At 61.9% G+C, this 14,829-nt stretch carries 11 protein-coding genes; 1 reads left to right on the forward strand and 10 read right to left on the reverse strand.

What is annotated here, in order from left to right:
• Positions 1 to 145: 145 nt before the first annotated feature.
• The 9 genes from KI811_RS07030 to KI811_RS07070 all read right to left on the reverse strand — a co-directional run bounded on the left by KI811_RS07030 (position 146) and on the right by KI811_RS07070 (position 11,870).
• Entirely contained in the window at positions 146 to 3,022 is a 2,877-nt protein-coding gene (locus KI811_RS07030; RefSeq protein ID WP_214185761.1) for an ATP-binding protein, read from the reverse strand.
• A 150-nt stretch (positions 3,023 to 3,172) separates the two neighbouring features.
• Positions 3,173 to 4,897: an acyl-CoA carboxylase subunit beta gene (locus tag KI811_RS07035; RefSeq protein WP_214185762.1), complete on the reverse strand. Its 1,725-nt coding sequence runs from the start codon at positions 4,895 to 4,897 to the stop codon at positions 3,173 to 3,175.
• A gap of 138 nt (positions 4,898 to 5,035) precedes the next feature.
• Entirely contained in the window at positions 5,036 to 5,599 is a 564-nt protein-coding gene (locus tag KI811_RS07040) for a helix-turn-helix domain-containing protein (protein WP_214185763.1), read from the reverse strand.
• Positions 5,600 to 5,843: 244 nt separating this feature from the next.
• A complete protein-coding gene (locus tag KI811_RS07045) occupies positions 5,844 to 7,109 on the reverse strand; it encodes a (Fe-S)-binding protein (protein WP_214185764.1) in 1,266 nt (421 codons plus the stop codon).
• A gap of 163 nt (positions 7,110 to 7,272) precedes the next feature.
• Positions 7,273 to 8,658, reverse strand: coding sequence for an FAD-binding oxidoreductase (locus tag KI811_RS07050; RefSeq protein WP_214185765.1), 1,386 nt, complete (start codon positions 8,656 to 8,658; stop codon positions 7,273 to 7,275).
• Positions 8,659 to 8,743: 85 nt separating this feature from the next.
• Positions 8,744 to 10,006: a lactate racemase domain-containing protein gene (locus KI811_RS07055; RefSeq protein ID WP_214185766.1), complete on the reverse strand. Its 1,263-nt coding sequence runs from the start codon at positions 10,004 to 10,006 to the stop codon at positions 8,744 to 8,746.
• Between the two features lie 6 nt (positions 10,007 to 10,012).
• A complete protein-coding gene (locus KI811_RS07060) occupies positions 10,013 to 11,227 on the reverse strand; it encodes an FprA family A-type flavoprotein (RefSeq protein ID WP_214185767.1) in 1,215 nt (404 codons plus the stop codon).
• Positions 11,228 to 11,285: 58 nt separating this feature from the next.
• Positions 11,286 to 11,396, reverse strand: coding sequence for a rubredoxin-like domain-containing protein (locus tag KI811_RS07065; RefSeq protein WP_214185768.1), 111 nt, complete (start codon positions 11,394 to 11,396; stop codon positions 11,286 to 11,288).
• Positions 11,397 to 11,426: 30 nt separating this feature from the next.
• The gene (locus KI811_RS07070; RefSeq protein ID WP_214185769.1) at positions 11,427 to 11,870 is read right to left on the reverse strand and encodes a Fur family transcriptional regulator; all 444 of its coding nucleotides are present in this window, start codon (positions 11,868 to 11,870) and stop codon (positions 11,427 to 11,429) included.
• A 226-nt stretch (positions 11,871 to 12,096) separates the two neighbouring features.
• Between KI811_RS07070 and KI811_RS07075 the strand changes: the two genes are divergently transcribed.
• The gene (locus KI811_RS07075) at positions 12,097 to 14,151 is read left to right on the forward strand and encodes a sodium-translocating pyrophosphatase (RefSeq protein WP_214185770.1); all 2,055 of its coding nucleotides are present in this window, start codon (positions 12,097 to 12,099) and stop codon (positions 14,149 to 14,151) included.
• Positions 14,152 to 14,252: 101 nt separating this feature from the next.
• Here the strand turns inward: KI811_RS07075 and KI811_RS07080 are convergent, their stop codons facing one another.
• Entirely contained in the window at positions 14,253 to 14,750 is a 498-nt protein-coding gene (locus KI811_RS07080) for a ferritin family protein (protein WP_214185771.1), read from the reverse strand.
• Positions 14,751 to 14,829 lie beyond the last annotated feature (79 nt).

The raw sequence follows: 14,829 nt of genomic DNA on the forward strand, positions 1-14,829 counted from the left end.
CCTCCCGAACGTTAGTGTTGTTTCCGGCAAGGCAATTCGGCCGCCACCATAATAACCGACCCTGCCTTGCCAGGCAGGGTCAGCCGGTACGACGGGGGCCCCAGGTCTTTGCGCGGAGCCCCGTCCGTAACCACCTGCCCCGCGCCTAGAGAACGGCCTTGAGATAGGCCGCGGTCCGTTCGCGCTTGATCTGCTCCTGCTCTTCCGGATTCACCTCGACGAATTTCTCGTCGGGCGTGACCTTGAAGAGGGGTTGGCCCTTCTGGACGATGCTGCCGTCCGCGCCCTGCATGATGATCTTGTCGATGGTGCCCGAGAAGGTTGCCCGCACCGTGTTGAACATCTTCATGACTTCGATGATGTAGAGGGGCTGACCCTTGTCGAAGTGCATCCCTTCGGTCACGAAGGCCGGCATGCCGGGTGCCTCCTGGCCGTAGTACATGCCGCCGCACATGGCGACGATCTCGTCGGCCTTGGTGGCGGGAGGCGGCACCAGAACCTTCTTCATCCGGGCCTGCAGCTCCGGGTCGTTCAGGTAGTCGGGGATGGTGACTTCCAGGTCGTCCTCCACCTTGAAGTCCCAGAACTTGACGGTATCGGCGATGATGAAGAGCATGCCGAGGAGCTCAAGTCCTGCCTCGAAGCCCATGTGGGCGGACTGGATTTCGAGCCACTGCTCGTCGGAGAACCCGCCCTGGGGCTTTTCCTTGACGAGGATGGCCGAAAGGGCGTCGAACTCGTGGAGCCCCAGCTTGAAATGCCCGGCTAGAGTCGTGTAGAAGCGGAGTCCCTTCTGGAGCAGGTCGTTGTCATGGCCCCAGATGACGTCCGCGGCCGGTGCCGCCGGGTCGTAGGACATGTTCAGGTAGTCATAGGTGTCCGCCAGGATCACGAAGGGGTTGTCGTGCCAGACCACCTTCCCGTTTTCCATGGTGAAGTTCCTGCGGTTGATGGAGAGCCACCCTGACAGGAGATGGGGATCGGCCAGAAGCCGGTCCATGGGGCGGGTGACGAGGGTACCCTTGCGGTCGAGGATGGCGGACATCTCCTTGGCGATCTTCGGGTCGTCGGGGAACTGTGCGGCCATCTTCTTGGCGTAGGTCTTTTTCATCTGGATGAAGGCGAAGACCGTGTCGAGCTTGTTGGCCTCTTCCTTGAGCTGCCCCACCAGGGTCAGGTAGGGGACCACGAAGCGGGTGGTCGGCTTGGCCATGACGTTCTGGCCCAGGAACCAGTTGACGAGGCCGTAGTGGAACTCCAGATTGGTGGCCAGGTCGGTTCCCCGCAGGGAGGTTTTGCCCAGCACCTCGGAGAGCTTCAGGTAGCTGGCGAGACGGTCATCCCCCTTGGTGAGGAGGAGGGCGATGTTGGAGTCGTAGGCCCCGGCCACCTTGTAGCGCATGAACATGCCGGTGTCGGGGTTGACCATGCAGATCCCCTGATCGTCGCGGATCTCCCCCTCGATGGGGTTGGACCAGTACCGGATCATGCCGCCGGCGTGGGGGGAGAGGGAGGCGTCGGTGGCGTTGAGACGGGCCTCGGCGCCGGCGCCGAACCGGGCGATCCGTTCCGGCTTGGGGAGCCGCTTCTTGTGGCGCACCAGCAGGGCCATGGCCTCAACGAGAGACTCGACGATGAAGGAGTCGTTCTTGTCTTTGGGGTTGGTGAACTTGAGGGAATAGCAGAGCTCGGAAACCCGGTGCTCCACCTGGATGCGGGTGTTCACTTCCATGAAGTAGTAGCGGTCGCGGTCCACGATGCACTCGAAGGTGGATGCGGAGTCGAGCCCTACGGCGACGCCGAACTTGGCGGCATCCTCTTCCATCCGCTTGAGCACCTTGAGATCGCTCTCCAGGGCCTTCACTTCGGCCTTGCGCCCGGCGGCCTTGGCCTTTTCGATGGCCAGGGCAAGCCCTTCCTGGGTGACGGAGATTTCCAGCAGCTTCTGCTCGTGCATCTGGAGGGAGCAGTCGCGGCCCCCCATGGAGACGCACCACTCGCCGTTGCCCAGAAGCTGGATCTCGTTGTGGCGGGTCTGCTCGATGTTGAGCTCGATGAGGACGTTCTTGTTGTCGCCGACCCCGTTGGCCTTGACTTCGTTGAGAACCTCCCGGACCAGTCCGGGGGCCTCGGCGGCCGCTTCCCTGACCTGGGCCTCGGTCGGCTTCTTGATGTTCAGCAGCGACGCGCCGAGAATCCGCTGCCCCTTGCCGCCGCCGCCAATGGCCTTGAGGCGGATCCGGCTGCCGGGGTATTCCGTGAACATGTTCGCCACTTCCACCTGCACCTGCGCGCAGAGCTCCTCGATGGAGTAGAGGTCGATCCCCTTGGCGTAGGAGGCGTAGAGGATGGCGTCGGCCAGCTCCTCCAGGGGAAGCTTGGTGTCCTTCAGAACCTTGGCGTCCACCTCAAGCCCCTCGGACTGCACGAGGGCCAGGAGCGCCTCGCGGGTCTGGTGCTTCTTGACCAGGGTCCGGGCGGTGACGTTGTTGATGCCGGGGGTGACGCTGACGCCCACCTGGAGGGCGGTCCGCTTGGCCTCGTCCTTCTTGCCGGCGTCGGCCTGGGTGCGGGAGTTGGGGCCCATGAACGACAGGCCGGCGTTCTCGATGGCGGCGACGAACTCCTCGTCCTCGGCCATGAAGCCGTAGCCGGCGAAAATGGCGTCGTAGTTGTTGTCCTTGGCGATCTGGATGATCTGGCCGATCCGCTCGACCCGCTCCTCCTTGCTGGCGCCGGTGTAGTCGGGCACCCGGTGGACCCGGTTGGAATCGGTCAGCTGGCGCAGCTCCGGGGCCAGGGCGTTGGCGTAGACGATGGAATCCTTTTCGGAGAGGAGGATGCCGTAGTGGGTGATCCCCATCTCCTCAAAGACATCCATGGCCTCCTTGCGGATGGGGCCGCGGCAGACGATGAGCGGCTTCAGGTCCTCGCAGGCAAAAGAGCGCACCCACTCGGAATCGGACAGGCCAAGGCGGCGGTCCCGGTGAATCAGGGGGTTGTTCATGTACAGGTCGGTCATTGGTCTCTATCTCCAATCAATCGAATTATAGATTTCAACACAGAGACACTGAGACACAGAGAAAACAAAAAACGGGTGAATTTATGATCCTCTTCGATTCTGTCTTTCTCTGTGCCTCTGTGTCTCTGTGTTATTTAGCCTGCGTCAAAATTAATGGAACTCTCGCTGCGGGCTGCACATGGGCGACGGCTTGTAGTGCCGCATCAGGAAGGCGATGTTTTCGCCCAGCACCTGGCGCAGGTCGGTCGGCATGACGATGGAGGAGATGGAGCCGAGGGCCAGACCTTCCTTCGGGTTCATCAGTTCTTTTTCGTACCGCTGGTTCAGGGCCGCTTCCTGGCCCTTGAGCCACTCGGCGGCTTCCTTCTCTGCATCCCGCTTGGCCGCCGCGGCTTCCGTGCCGGCACAGATCCGCTCTTCGGTCCCCTTCTTGACCATCTCGGCCACGGCGCCACGGATTTTGCGCAACTCGTCCTTGTAGACGAATTCCTTGCCGGCGGGCCCCATGACCGCGAGGCGGGTGGTGGGGAGCGCCAGCACCAGGTCGGCGCCGGTGGGGTAGTTGTTGTAGGAGGCGTAAGCGCCGCCGAAGGCGTTGCGGAGAATGAGGAGGATTCGGGGGGTGCGGACGTCGACGATGGCGTCCAGCATGGAGCGTCCCGCCTGGACGATGCCGCGGCTCTCCTGCTCGCGCCCCGGCAGGAAGCCGGTGGTGTCTTCCATGAAGATGATGGGTATGTTGTAGATATTGCAGAACCGGACGAAGCGGGCGATCTTCACCGCCGAGTCGCAGTCGATCTGGCCCGAGGCCACGGCCGAGTTGTTGGCCACGAAGCCCACCACCTGGCCACCCAGGCGGCCGAAGGCGGTGACCGCTTCCTTGGCCCGCTCGGGCTGGAGTTCGAAGTAGTCGCCGTGGTCGCAGATCTGCTGGATGATGATGGAGACATCGAACGGCGTGTTGAAGCCGGTCGGCGAGTTGAAGGCCTTTTTCAGGAGCGTGTTGATCTCCCAGGTCTTGCGGTCAAGGGGATCGCTGGTCTCCTGGAACGGAGCCCCCACGCTGTTGTTGTCGGGAATATAGGAGAGGAGGCGGACCGCCGTGCGGAGGGCGGCAACTTCGTCGGAAACGGTCAGGTCGGCAACGCCCGATTTCCCGTGGACCTTGGGGCCGCCGAGCTCGTCGGGGGTGATGTCCTCACCGAGGACCGACTTGACGACGCCGGGGCCGGTGAGGCCGAAGAACGTCTCGTTGGGCTGGATGACGAAGCTCCCCTGCCGCGGCAGGTAGGAGCCGCCACCGGCGTTGAAGCCGAACATGCACATGATGGAGGGGACCACGCCGCTGATCTTGCGCAGGGCCGTGAACGCCTCGGCGTAGCCGTCGAGACCGCCGACCCCGGCCGGCACGAAGGCTCCCGCGGAGTCGTTCATGCCGATGAGGGGGATCCCCTTCTCGCCGGCCAGGTTGAAGAGCTTGGCCAGCTTGCTCCCGTTGGTGGCATCGATGGAGCCGGCGCGGACGGTGAAGTCATGGCCGTAGACCGCAACGTCGCGGCCGCCGATGTTCATGATGGCGGTCACCAGGGAGGCACCATCCAGGTTCTTGCCCCAGTTCTGGTACAGGACGTTGGGAGCCTGGTCGGAGAGGACCTTGAGGCGCTCCCACACGGTCATCCGCTTCTTGAAGTGCTGTTTCTCGATCTGGTCGATCTTGACCGACTTGATGGGGCGCTGGATGAGGTCGTACCCCTCTTGCATGGCCTCCTCGTAGGGGCCGGTCGTCCGAGAGATTTCGCCCGGGATGGTAAATTCTACTTTCTCGGGGGGGTCAAACGGGTTCTTGAGTTGCGGTTTGATTGCATTCTTAGACATCGCGGCCATCCTTCCGGTGAGTAGATTTTTTCAACAGTCGCATTGCGAAATCCCTCCTGTTGAGTTCTGTGCACGTTTAAACGTGATTATGTATACGATTCTGCATAAAAAAACGGGTTGTCTGAGGGGGGTGTCGGTTTAGCGGGTAACCACCGCCAGCACTTGGACTTCGTTTCCGTCCTTGGAGAGGAGCCGGTGCCTGAGGGACGAGTCGAAGTAGACGCAATCCCCCTCTTCGAGGGCGATCCGTTCGTCTTCGAGCAGGAGTTCCGCGGCCCCTTTCATGACAAAGAGAAACTCTTCGCCATCGTGGCTGTAGGTGTTCTCCTCGGCGGCCTTTTCGGTGACGGTGAGGAGAAAGGGTTCCATCTTCTTGTTCTGCTTGCGGAAGGAGAGGGACTCGTAGGAGTACCCCTGGCTGGTGCCGGCCCGGGAGATGACCCGGGGGATGACCTTGCGCTCGCCCCGGCGGACCACCTCATAGCGGTATTCCTCTTCATCTTCGGAGAAGAAGAGGCTGATCTTAACGTCGAAGAATTTTGCGATCTTGGACAAGGTCGCGATGGGGGGGGAGACGTTGTTGTTCTCGATCTGGGATATGAGGGCGGGGGAAAAGCCTGTTTCTCGGGCGACCGCCTGGAGAGTCAGCTTCTTGGCCAGGCGGAGCTTTTTGATCTTGGCCCCGATGTTGTATTCGGACATCCGCTACCCCGTGGAAGAAAGAAATAAAACTGGTTTTTATTCAGTGTTTACATACCCTAAAGTGGTTTGTACTGTCAATAAAATAATTTTTATCTTGACTTAATTTGTCAGAATAGACGGGGGATTGGAGCGGGGAGGGAGAGAACGGATGCCGTCATCGAGGAGACTATAGAACGATTTTTCCAGAAGGGGAAAATGGGTCGGCGGGAGGGGGATGGAAACCCCGTCCCGCCGGTTCGTCGGATTACGGGCGGATGGAGCGGGCGAGGATCTCGAGGGTATGCATGACGCGGGTCCGGTTGCGCTGCTGCTTGAGGCCGTCGGAAAGCTGCATCATGCAGCCGGGGCAGCCGGTGACCACCGCATCGGCACCGGTGTTGATAATGGCGGCGCTCTTCATCTTGTTGATGGCCAGGGAACTCTCGTAGTGGTAGACGTTGAAGGTGCCGCCGAGGCCGCAGCACTTGTCGGCCCCCTCCATCTCGGCCAGTTCCACGCCCGGGGTCCCCTTCAACAGTTCCCGGGGCTGACGGGTGATGGCGCGGGTTCTCAGGTGGCACGGGTCGTGGTAGGTGACGCGGATGTCGCTGCCGGCGCCGGTTTCCTCGGGATTGAGCCCCAGCTTCTGGAGGAGCTGGGCAGCGTCCACGGTCTTCTCGGCGATGGCCTTGAGGCGGGCCGCCAGTTCCGGGTGCCGCTTCCCCACCAGGTTGGGATAGAACTTGTGGAGCGCCCCGCCGCAGGTGGCGCAGGCGGTCATGATGTAGTCGGCTTCGTACCGCTCCAGCTCGGCCAGGTTCTTCTCGGCCAGCCCCCGCACCGTGTCCAGGTCGCCGCCGGACATCCCGGGCAGGCCGCAGCACTGCTGGTTCTTGGGGATGATAACCGTGCACCCCAGGTGCCGGAACAGGGCCAGGGCCGCCTCCCCCACCTGGGGGTAGCAGAAGTTGGTCATGCAGCCGACGAAATAGACGATGCGCGGCTTTCCCGGCTCTCCCGGGATCACCTCGGGGTGGCGGTCCATGAACGGCTTTTTGGCGATGGGGGGGATGTGGCGCTTTCCCCCAACGAAGGGGAGCGGGAAGCGGAGGCGCAGCCCCGAGGTCTCCGGTATTTTGCGGAAGAAGAGGGGACCGAGGATGCGGGCCGCCGCGGCGCCGAATTTCATGAGGGAGCGGTTCCTGATCACCCGCCCCACCGCCGCGTGGAAGGTGGTGAGCCCCCGCTGGCCGGAGAGGGCTTCCCTCGCCACCATGACGATCTCGTCCGTGGGGACGTCGTTGGGGCACTTCTCCACGCAGCTCCCGCAGAGGAGGCACTTGGACATGGCGGCGTAGGTGGCGTCGTCCAGCTCGATATCCCCTTTGAGGAGGTGCTGGGCCAGGGCCACCTTCCCCCGGGCCACCGCCGGCTCCTTGCCGAAGGTGGCGAAGGCGGGGCAGTGGGCCCGGCAGGCGCCGCACTTGACGCATTTCTTCAGTTCGTTTTCGACTCGTTTCAACGGATCCACTTATACAAACCTTTCATTACGGCGAATGTTAGCGCTAAGTGCCTGCGTGCCGGCGGTTTGTCAACAAGTAAGTCAGACCATGGAGGACCCCCCTCAGTCCCCCCTACCCTGTAGGGGGGAAGCAAGCGTAAGCGAAGCAGGGGGGTGAACAGGTGGAACTTACTCAGAAGTCAACAGGGAACATCTTTCCCGGATTGAGGATGTTGTTGGGGTCCAGGGCAGCCTTGATGGCCTGCATGGCCGCCACCTGGGCCGGTTTCAGCTCCAGGTGGATGTAGGGCTGCTTGGCGAGCCCCACGCCGTGCTCCCCGGACATGGTGCCGTTCAGGTCCAGGGCCGCCTGGAACACCTCGGCGATGGCCTCGTGGGCCTTCTCCTCCTGCCCCGGGACGGACTTGTCGATCATGATGTTGACGTGGATGTTGCCGTCGCCGGCGTGGCCGAAGTTGACGATGGGGATTTCGTACTTCTGCTGGATCTTCTCGATGGCCCGGATGACGTCCGGCACCTTGGAGCGGGGGACGACGATGTCCTCGTTGAACTTGTCCGGGTTCACGTCCCGAAGCGACGGCGACACCAGCCGCCGCACCTTCCAGAGGGCCTCGGATTCGGCGGCGTCCCGGGCGATCTTGCACTCCACGAGCCCCAGGGGCCTGATCAGCTCCTGGATGCGGGCCGCCTGCTTTTCGATCAGGTCCCGGTCGCCGTCCACCTCGATGAGGAGGACCGCCCGGCCGGTGGCCGGAATCCCCAGGCTGAAACGCTTTTCCACGCACTGCAGCGTTGCGTGGTCCATGAACTCCAGCGTTGTCGGGATGATCTTGTTGCCGATGATGGTGGAGACCGCCTTGGCTGCCCCGTCGATGGAGTCGAAGATGGTGAGCATGGTCTTCTTCGCCTCTGGCAAGGGCAGAAGCTTGAAGATGATCTTGGTGATGACCCCGAGGGTTCCCTCGGAGCCGCAGAGGAGCCGGGTCAGGTCGTACCCCACCACCCCCTTGTAGGTCTCGCCGCCGGTGCGGATGATCTCGCCGGAGGGAAGGACCACTTCGAGCCCCATGACGAAGTCCCGGGTGACGCCGTACTTCACGCAGCGGGGGCCGCCGGCGTTCTCGGCCACGTTCCCCCCCAGGGTGGAGAACTTGAGGGAGGCGGGGTCAGGGGGGTAGAAGAGCCCCAGCTTCTCCACCTCCAGCTGGAACTGCTCGGTGACCACGCCGGGCTCCACCTCGGCGATGAGGTTCTCGGTGTCGATGCGAAGGATGCGGTTGAGCCGCGTCACCACCAGGACGATGCCGCCCGCTTTGGGGAGCGCCCCGCCGGTGAAGCCGCTGCCGGCCCCCCGGGGATAGACCGGGAACTTCTCGCGGTTGGCCAGCTTCAGCACTGCCGAAACCTCGTCGGCGCTGCCGGGGTGAACCACGGCGTCGGGGAGGAATTCCATCTGGGTGGCGTCGTAGCCGTAGCAGATCAGGTCCTGGCGGTCGGTGGCAACGTTGTCGGCGCCGACGATGGTCTTCAGTTCATCGATGATGCGTTTGTCAAACATGAGCACCTCATATCAACACAGAGACACAGAGGCACAGAGAAAACCTCAAAAAAGAGATTTTCTCAGAGTCTCTGTGCCTCTGTGTTTAATTATTCATTACCGGCAGCACCGTCCCACCCTCGGGGATGACGTAGGCGGTGTAGTCGGTCGGGAGCAGTTCAGCAGCCGTTGCCATCGCTTCATCAAGGGACTTGGCGGGAACCATTCCCATGGTCCTGATTTCTTCCGGGGGGAGGTCCGAGACGAGGATGACGCGGAATTTCTGCGCCTTCTGCAGCAGGGAGTAGGCGGTCTGGCCGTTGATTTCGTAGTGGCTCCGGAGCCGCGCCTCAAAGGCGCCCAGATCCCTGAACCGGAACCAGTCGAAGAAGGTGGCGTTGCCATAGCCGTCCCGGCACTGGGCCAGCAGGACCATGACGCCCCCCTCCTTCAGGGCCTGGCTGCCGTACTCCATGGCCTTGTGGGACTGGATGACGTTGATGTCCTTGGGGAAGCCGCCGCAGGAGACCACGACAAGATCGGCCTTTTCCCGAAGCGGCCAGGCGAACCGCTCGGCGTAGTACCGGCATCCTTCCTCGTGGGCCTCCCGCCAGGGGCCGGCAAAGGCGGCCATGATCCGCTTGTCCGGGGAGAGGACAGTGTTCAGGATGAAGTCGGGTTTCACCATGGCGCACGCCTCCACCATGGCTCCGTGGACCGGGTTCCCTTCAAGGTTGCCGGTGGTGGCCAGGGGGTTCTTGCCGGTCCCTTCGCCGGGGTTGAGAACGGCGAAGTGGCTGGCCATGCATGTTGCCCGGGACGCCACGCCGGGGAGAATGCTCTTTCTCCCCCCCCCGAAGCCGGCAAAGTAGTGGAAGCCGATGGTGCCGGTGAGAATGACCCGGTCGGCCTCCATCACCCGGCGGTTCACCGTCACGTCGATGCCGTTGGCGGTGCGGCCGATGAAGGCCAGTTCCCCCGGGTCGTCGCAGTCGTGGTCCACGATTCGGATTCGGCCGTGAAGGGGGCCGGCGATCTTTTGGTGCTCGTGCTCCGTCTGCTTCCGGTGGATGCCGAGGGCCACGAGGATTTCCATGTCACGCTCGCGGATGCCGGCGGCCGCAAGGCGCTCCACCAGGATGGGGAGGTAGACCTCGCTCCCGGTGTAGCGGGTGATGTCGGAGGTGACGATGATGACCCGCTCCCCAGGCCGGAAGGTGCCGATCGTTTCGGCGCACCGGTCGAGGGCGGCCGCGATGATCGTTTCGGGCCTGTCGACCGGTGCGCCGATTTCCGGGCGAATGACGCCGAGAAGTCGCTCCGGGGGAAGCGTCAGGGTGAATGAGGTGTCGCCGTAGTGGAGGTCCATGGGGGATCAGAACCCCTTGTGGTACTCGGATACCTGGCGGGCGAAGTTGCGGCCGAATTCGAAGCAGGCCTCCTCGTCGGTCAGGGAGGGACGGTAGGCGAGTTGGATTCCCGGTTCTACGGTCTGGAGCCCCATCTGTTTGAACACCTCGTAGGCCTCCTTTACGGCGCCGCCCCCCCAGCCGAAGCTGCCGAAGGCCCCGACGATCCGGTTCTTGGGGCGCAGTCCCCGCAGGTGGGTAAGGAATTCGGCCACGCTCGGGTAGAGGATGTTGTTGAGGGTGGGGGAGCCGATGAGGGTGCCGCGACACTTCCAGAATTCCTTGATGGCGGCGCTGGTGGGGGTGGCCCGCAGCTTTATGATTTTGCAGTCGAGCCCCTCGGCCCTGATCCCTTCGGCGATGGGGACCGCCATCTTCTCGGTGCTCTGCCACATGGTGTCGTAGATGATAGCCACCGATTCCCGGGCCTTGCCGTTGGCCATGTCCAGGTACATGCCGAGGACCTTGCCGGGATCCTTGCGCCAGATGAGGCCGTGGTCCGGAGCGATTATGTCGATCTCGAATCCCTTTGCCTGGATCTCGGCGATCTTGGTCTTGATCATCTGGCCGAAGGGCATGAGGATGTTGGCGTAGTAGTCGACGACCGCGTCTTCCAGTTCGACAGGGGAGTTGGAAGTCTCGTACTCGTCATCGAAGCGGGTTGCCGAGGCCACGTGCTGCCCAAAGGCGTCCTGGGTGAAGAGGACCTTGTCTTCGCGGGCGTAGGTCACCATGGAGTCGGGCCAGTGGAGCATGGGGGTTTCGAGGAATTCGAGGGTCCGCTTGCCGATGGTGAGGGTGTCCCCCGTCTTGACTGTCTTCACGTTCCAGCGGGACAGGTCGAAGAAGCGCTCAAGGCCCTTCTTCCCCTTTTCCGAGATGTAGATGGTGGCGTTGGGGGCCAGATCCATGACACAGTCGAGGCTTGTGACGTGGTCGTTTTCGATGTGGTTGATGATGACGTTCTTGATCTTGGCGGGGTCCACCACTCCGCTGATGTTCTTGAGAGTGTAGGTGGCAAAATCATACTTGACCGTGTCGATGAGGGTGATCTCTTCGTCCATGATCAGATAGTTGTTGTAGGTGGTGCCGCGCGGAGTCTCGTAGCCGTGGAAATCGCGCACGGCCCAGTCCACGGCGCCAACCCAGTAGATGTCTTTCTTTATTTCAACAGCCTTCACGGGTATCTCCTCCTGAGTAGTGGTGTTGGTCGCATCGGTGTAAGAAAGCAAGTCCAGACTATTCCACTTCCTCGAACTGGTCCCTGCCGACTCCGCAAACGGGGCAGACCTCGGGAGGTCCCGGTCCCTCGTGGATGTAATCACAGACTACGCACCTCCATTTTTTCATCTGCGGTCCTCCTTTCTTGCGGGTGATGTGTCATGAACGACAGTCGGGACAGATCCCGCTGAAGTTTATGGAGTAGTCGATCAGGGTGAATCCGGCTTCGGTTTCGGTTGGAAGCTGCGCAAGGTGAAGGGCGGAATTGTGCATGTCCTCGATCCTCTGGCAACGGATGCAGTGGACGTGGTGGTGGCGCACCGTGTTCGCGTCGTACCGGGCCTTGGACTCGGGATTGCTGATCTTCTGGACAACGCCGATTCCCACGAGGGTCTCCAGCACCCGGTAGACGGTGGTGCGGGAAATTCCCCGCAACCTCCCACGGACCGCATCGTAGAGCTGATCCGCGGAGGGATGGTCCGTGCGCTCTGCCAGGGCATCCAGGACGACGCGGCGCTGGACGGTCATGGCGAGGCCGTTTTGGCGGCACCCTTCCTCAAGATGCCGGAGTTTTTCCGTTTTGAATGCGAGAAGGCAGTCCATATTGAATTGGTACTTTATTGCAATCGGTTCCGCCAGTCAAGTGGATTCATGTGTTGATAGAGGTCTTGTTTCCTCCGTGACTTGTCGATGACGATGGTCGGGAATTTAACATTGACAAAATCTCTTATGTTCTATAACAATGTTACGTTTTTTGTCCTGTTGGAGCATGGTTGGTTTGAGCGGGTGTTAAAGCCTTTAGCAGGCTATTTTGTCAGGAGGTTGGTAAATGGAACAGTATGCAGTTTACTTCGCCCTGGTCTGTGCCGCGGCGGCCGTCGTCTACGGCCTTGTTTCGGCCCAGTGGATTCTGGGGCTGCCCCAGGGCAACGACCGGATGCGCCAGATTGCGGGCGCCATCCAGGAGGGTGCCGGCGCCTACATGAAGCGCCAGTACACCATCATCGCAGTCGTCGGGGTGATCATGTTCATCGCCCTGTTCGCCACCCTGGGGATGAAAACCGCCATCGGCTTCGCCATCGGCGCCCTCTTTTCGGGACTGACCGGCTTCATCGGGATGTTTGTTTCGGTCCGCGCCAATATCCGCACCACGGAAGCGGCAAAGTCCGGCATCCACAAGGCCCTCAACGTGGCCTTCAAGGGGGGCGCCATCACCGGCATGCTGGTGGTCGGCCTTGGCCTCCTGGGGGTTGCCGGCTACTACCTGATCCTCCAGCAGATCATGCCGGGTGCTCCGGTGAAAGAGGTAGTCAACCAACTGGTGGGACTCGGCTTTGGCGGTTCGCTCATTTCCATCTTTGCCCGTCTCGGCGGCGGCATTTTCACCAAGGGTGCCGACGTTGGCGCCGACCTGGTGGGTAAGGTTGAAGCCGGCATCCCCGAGGACGACCCCCGCAACCCGGCGGTCATCGCCGACAACGTGGGTGACAACGTGGGTGACTGCGCCGGCATGGCCGCCGACCTGTTCGAGACCTATGCCGTGACCCTTATCGCCGCCATGCTGCTCGGCGCCATCGCCTTCACCGGCAATGCCGCCGCCGTCAACTATCCGCTGATCCTCGGCGGCATTTCCATCATCGCCTCCATCATCGGCACCTTCTTCGTCAAGCTGGGGGGCAACCAGAAGATCATGCCCGCCCTCTACAAGGGGCTGATCGCTTCCGGCATCCTGGCCTGCATCGCCTTCTATGTCGTTACCGTCCAGATGTTCCCCCAAGGGCTCACCAATGCCAACGGCCAGACCTTCTCGGCCCTGAACCTCTTCATCTCCGCCATTGTGGGCCTCGTGGTCACCGGCGCCATCTTCTGGATCACCGAATACTATACCGCCACCGAGTACGGGCCGGTGAAGCACATCGCCCAAGCCTCCACCACCGGCCACGCCACCAACATCATCGCCGGCCTCGGCGTATCCATGAAGTCCACCGCCATGCCGGTCATCGTCATCGCAGCCGGCATCATCGTCGCCTTCCAGTGCGCCGGAGTCTACGGCATCGCCATTGCCGCCGTCTCCATGCTGTCGCTGACCGGCATTGTCGTCGCCATGGACGCCTACGGCCCCATTACCGACAACGCCGGCGGCATCGCCGAGATGGCCGAGTTGGACGACTCGGTCCGCGCCGTCACGGATCCCCTGGACGCCGTGGGGAACACCACCAAGGCGGTCACCAAGGGGTACGCCATCGGCTCCGCCGGCCTTGCGGCGGTCATTCTCTTCACCTCCTACGTGGACGAGCTGAAGCTGGCCGGCAAGACCATCGACTTCAACCTGGCCGATCCCTACATCATCGTTGGCCTGTTCCTCGGGGGGATGCTCCCCTACTACTTCGCCGCCCTCTGCATGGAGGCGGTCGGCAAGGCGGGCGGGTCGGTCGTTGAGGAAGTCCGTCGCCAGTTCCGAGAGATCAAGGGGATCATGGAAGGCACCGGAAAGCCCGACTACGCCTCCTGCGTCGACATCGTGACCAGGACGGCCCTCAAGGAGATGGTCATCCCCGGCATCATCCCCATCGCCGCTCCGATCATCATCGGCTTTACCCTCGGCCCGAAGGCCCTCGGCGGGGTCATCGTCGGCACCATCGTCACCGGCATCTTCGTGGCCATCTCCATGACCACCGGCGGCGGCGCCTGGGATAACGCCAAGAAGTACATTGAGGACGGCTACCACGGCGGCAAGGGTGGCGATGCCCACAAGGCCGCCGTCACCGGCGACACCGTCGGCGACCCCTACAAGGATACCGCTGGCCCGGCCGTCAACCCCATGATCAAGATTATCAACATCGTTTCGCTCCTCATCGTGCCGCTGCTCGCCAAACTGGGGTAGTCAGGCTCTTAAGCCACCTTTTGACGCGGAAAGGGCGGCCGGAATTTCCGGACCGCCCTTTCTTTATGCCTCCGACGTGGCGGCTTGCCCTATGGTTTACTTCATTCCCGCACGTAGATGTCCTGGTCCGACTCGTGGACCATGGTCATGACGTGGCGGTACTCCTCCTCAATCATTGCCAGGTGCTTTTCGGTCTCCTTGATGACCCGCTCGAAGATGGATCTGACAAGGGGATCGATGAGGTCCTTGGCAAGGACCGTGTACTGGTCGATGCAGGACTTCTCTTCCTTGAGGGCCAGTTCGAGGGCCTGCTGCTCGGGGGTCTCCTCATTAACCGCCTTCATGAGGGCAACGTACGTGGGGTTCTTGGTGTCCGGGGGCTGTGCCATGTAGTCGGTCACGTTGCCGAATTCTCCTCCCTTGTAGTGGTCGAAGAATGCTTTGAGGTGTCCCACCTCCTCGTTGGCCAGAAGATCGAAGACCTTCTGGGCCCGTTCGTTCTTGGTCACCGAGGCGGCCTTGCGGTAAAAGTCCATGCTGTCCTTTTCGCCCTTGATTGCGAGCTTCAGGGCCTCCTGAACCGAATACTCCCTCGTCATACGGGTATCCTCCTTTCATCCCATTCGATGGCGTCTGGATGAAAGTATAACGGCAAATTGTTGACCTTCAACAAGGGTA

It is taken from the genome of Geobacter hydrogenophilus, assembly GCF_018501225.1.
GTDB lineage: Bacteria > Desulfobacterota > Desulfuromonadia > Geobacterales > Geobacteraceae > Geobacter > Geobacter hydrogenophilus.

Bases quoted from the DNA above. Each gene is read 5' to 3' on its own strand.
- KI811_RS07030 (WP_214185761.1), bottom strand. From the start codon at position 3,022: ATGACCGACCTGTACATGAACAACCCCCTGATTCACCGGGACCGCCGC.
- KI811_RS07035 (WP_214185762.1), bottom strand. From the start codon at position 4,897: ATGTCTAAGAATGCAATCAAACCGCAACTCAAGAACCCGTTTGACCCC.
- KI811_RS07040 (WP_214185763.1), bottom strand. From the start codon at position 5,599: ATGTCCGAATACAACATCGGGGCCAAGATCAAAAAGCTCCGCCTGGCC.
- KI811_RS07050 (WP_214185765.1), bottom strand. From the start codon at position 8,658: ATGTTTGACAAACGCATCATCGATGAACTGAAGACCATCGTCGGCGCC.
- KI811_RS07055 (WP_214185766.1), bottom strand. From the start codon at position 10,006: ATGGACCTCCACTACGGCGACACCTCATTCACCCTGACGCTTCCCCCG.
- KI811_RS07065 (WP_214185768.1), bottom strand. From the start codon at position 11,396: ATGAAAAAATGGAGGTGCGTAGTCTGTGATTACATCCACGAGGGACCG.
- KI811_RS07070 (WP_214185769.1), bottom strand. From the start codon at position 11,870: ATGGACTGCCTTCTCGCATTCAAAACGGAAAAACTCCGGCATCTTGAG.
- KI811_RS07075 (WP_214185770.1), top strand. From the start codon at position 12,097: ATGGAACAGTATGCAGTTTACTTCGCCCTGGTCTGTGCCGCGGCGGCC.
- KI811_RS07080 (WP_214185771.1), bottom strand. From the start codon at position 14,750: ATGACGAGGGAGTATTCGGTTCAGGAGGCCCTGAAGCTCGCAATCAAG.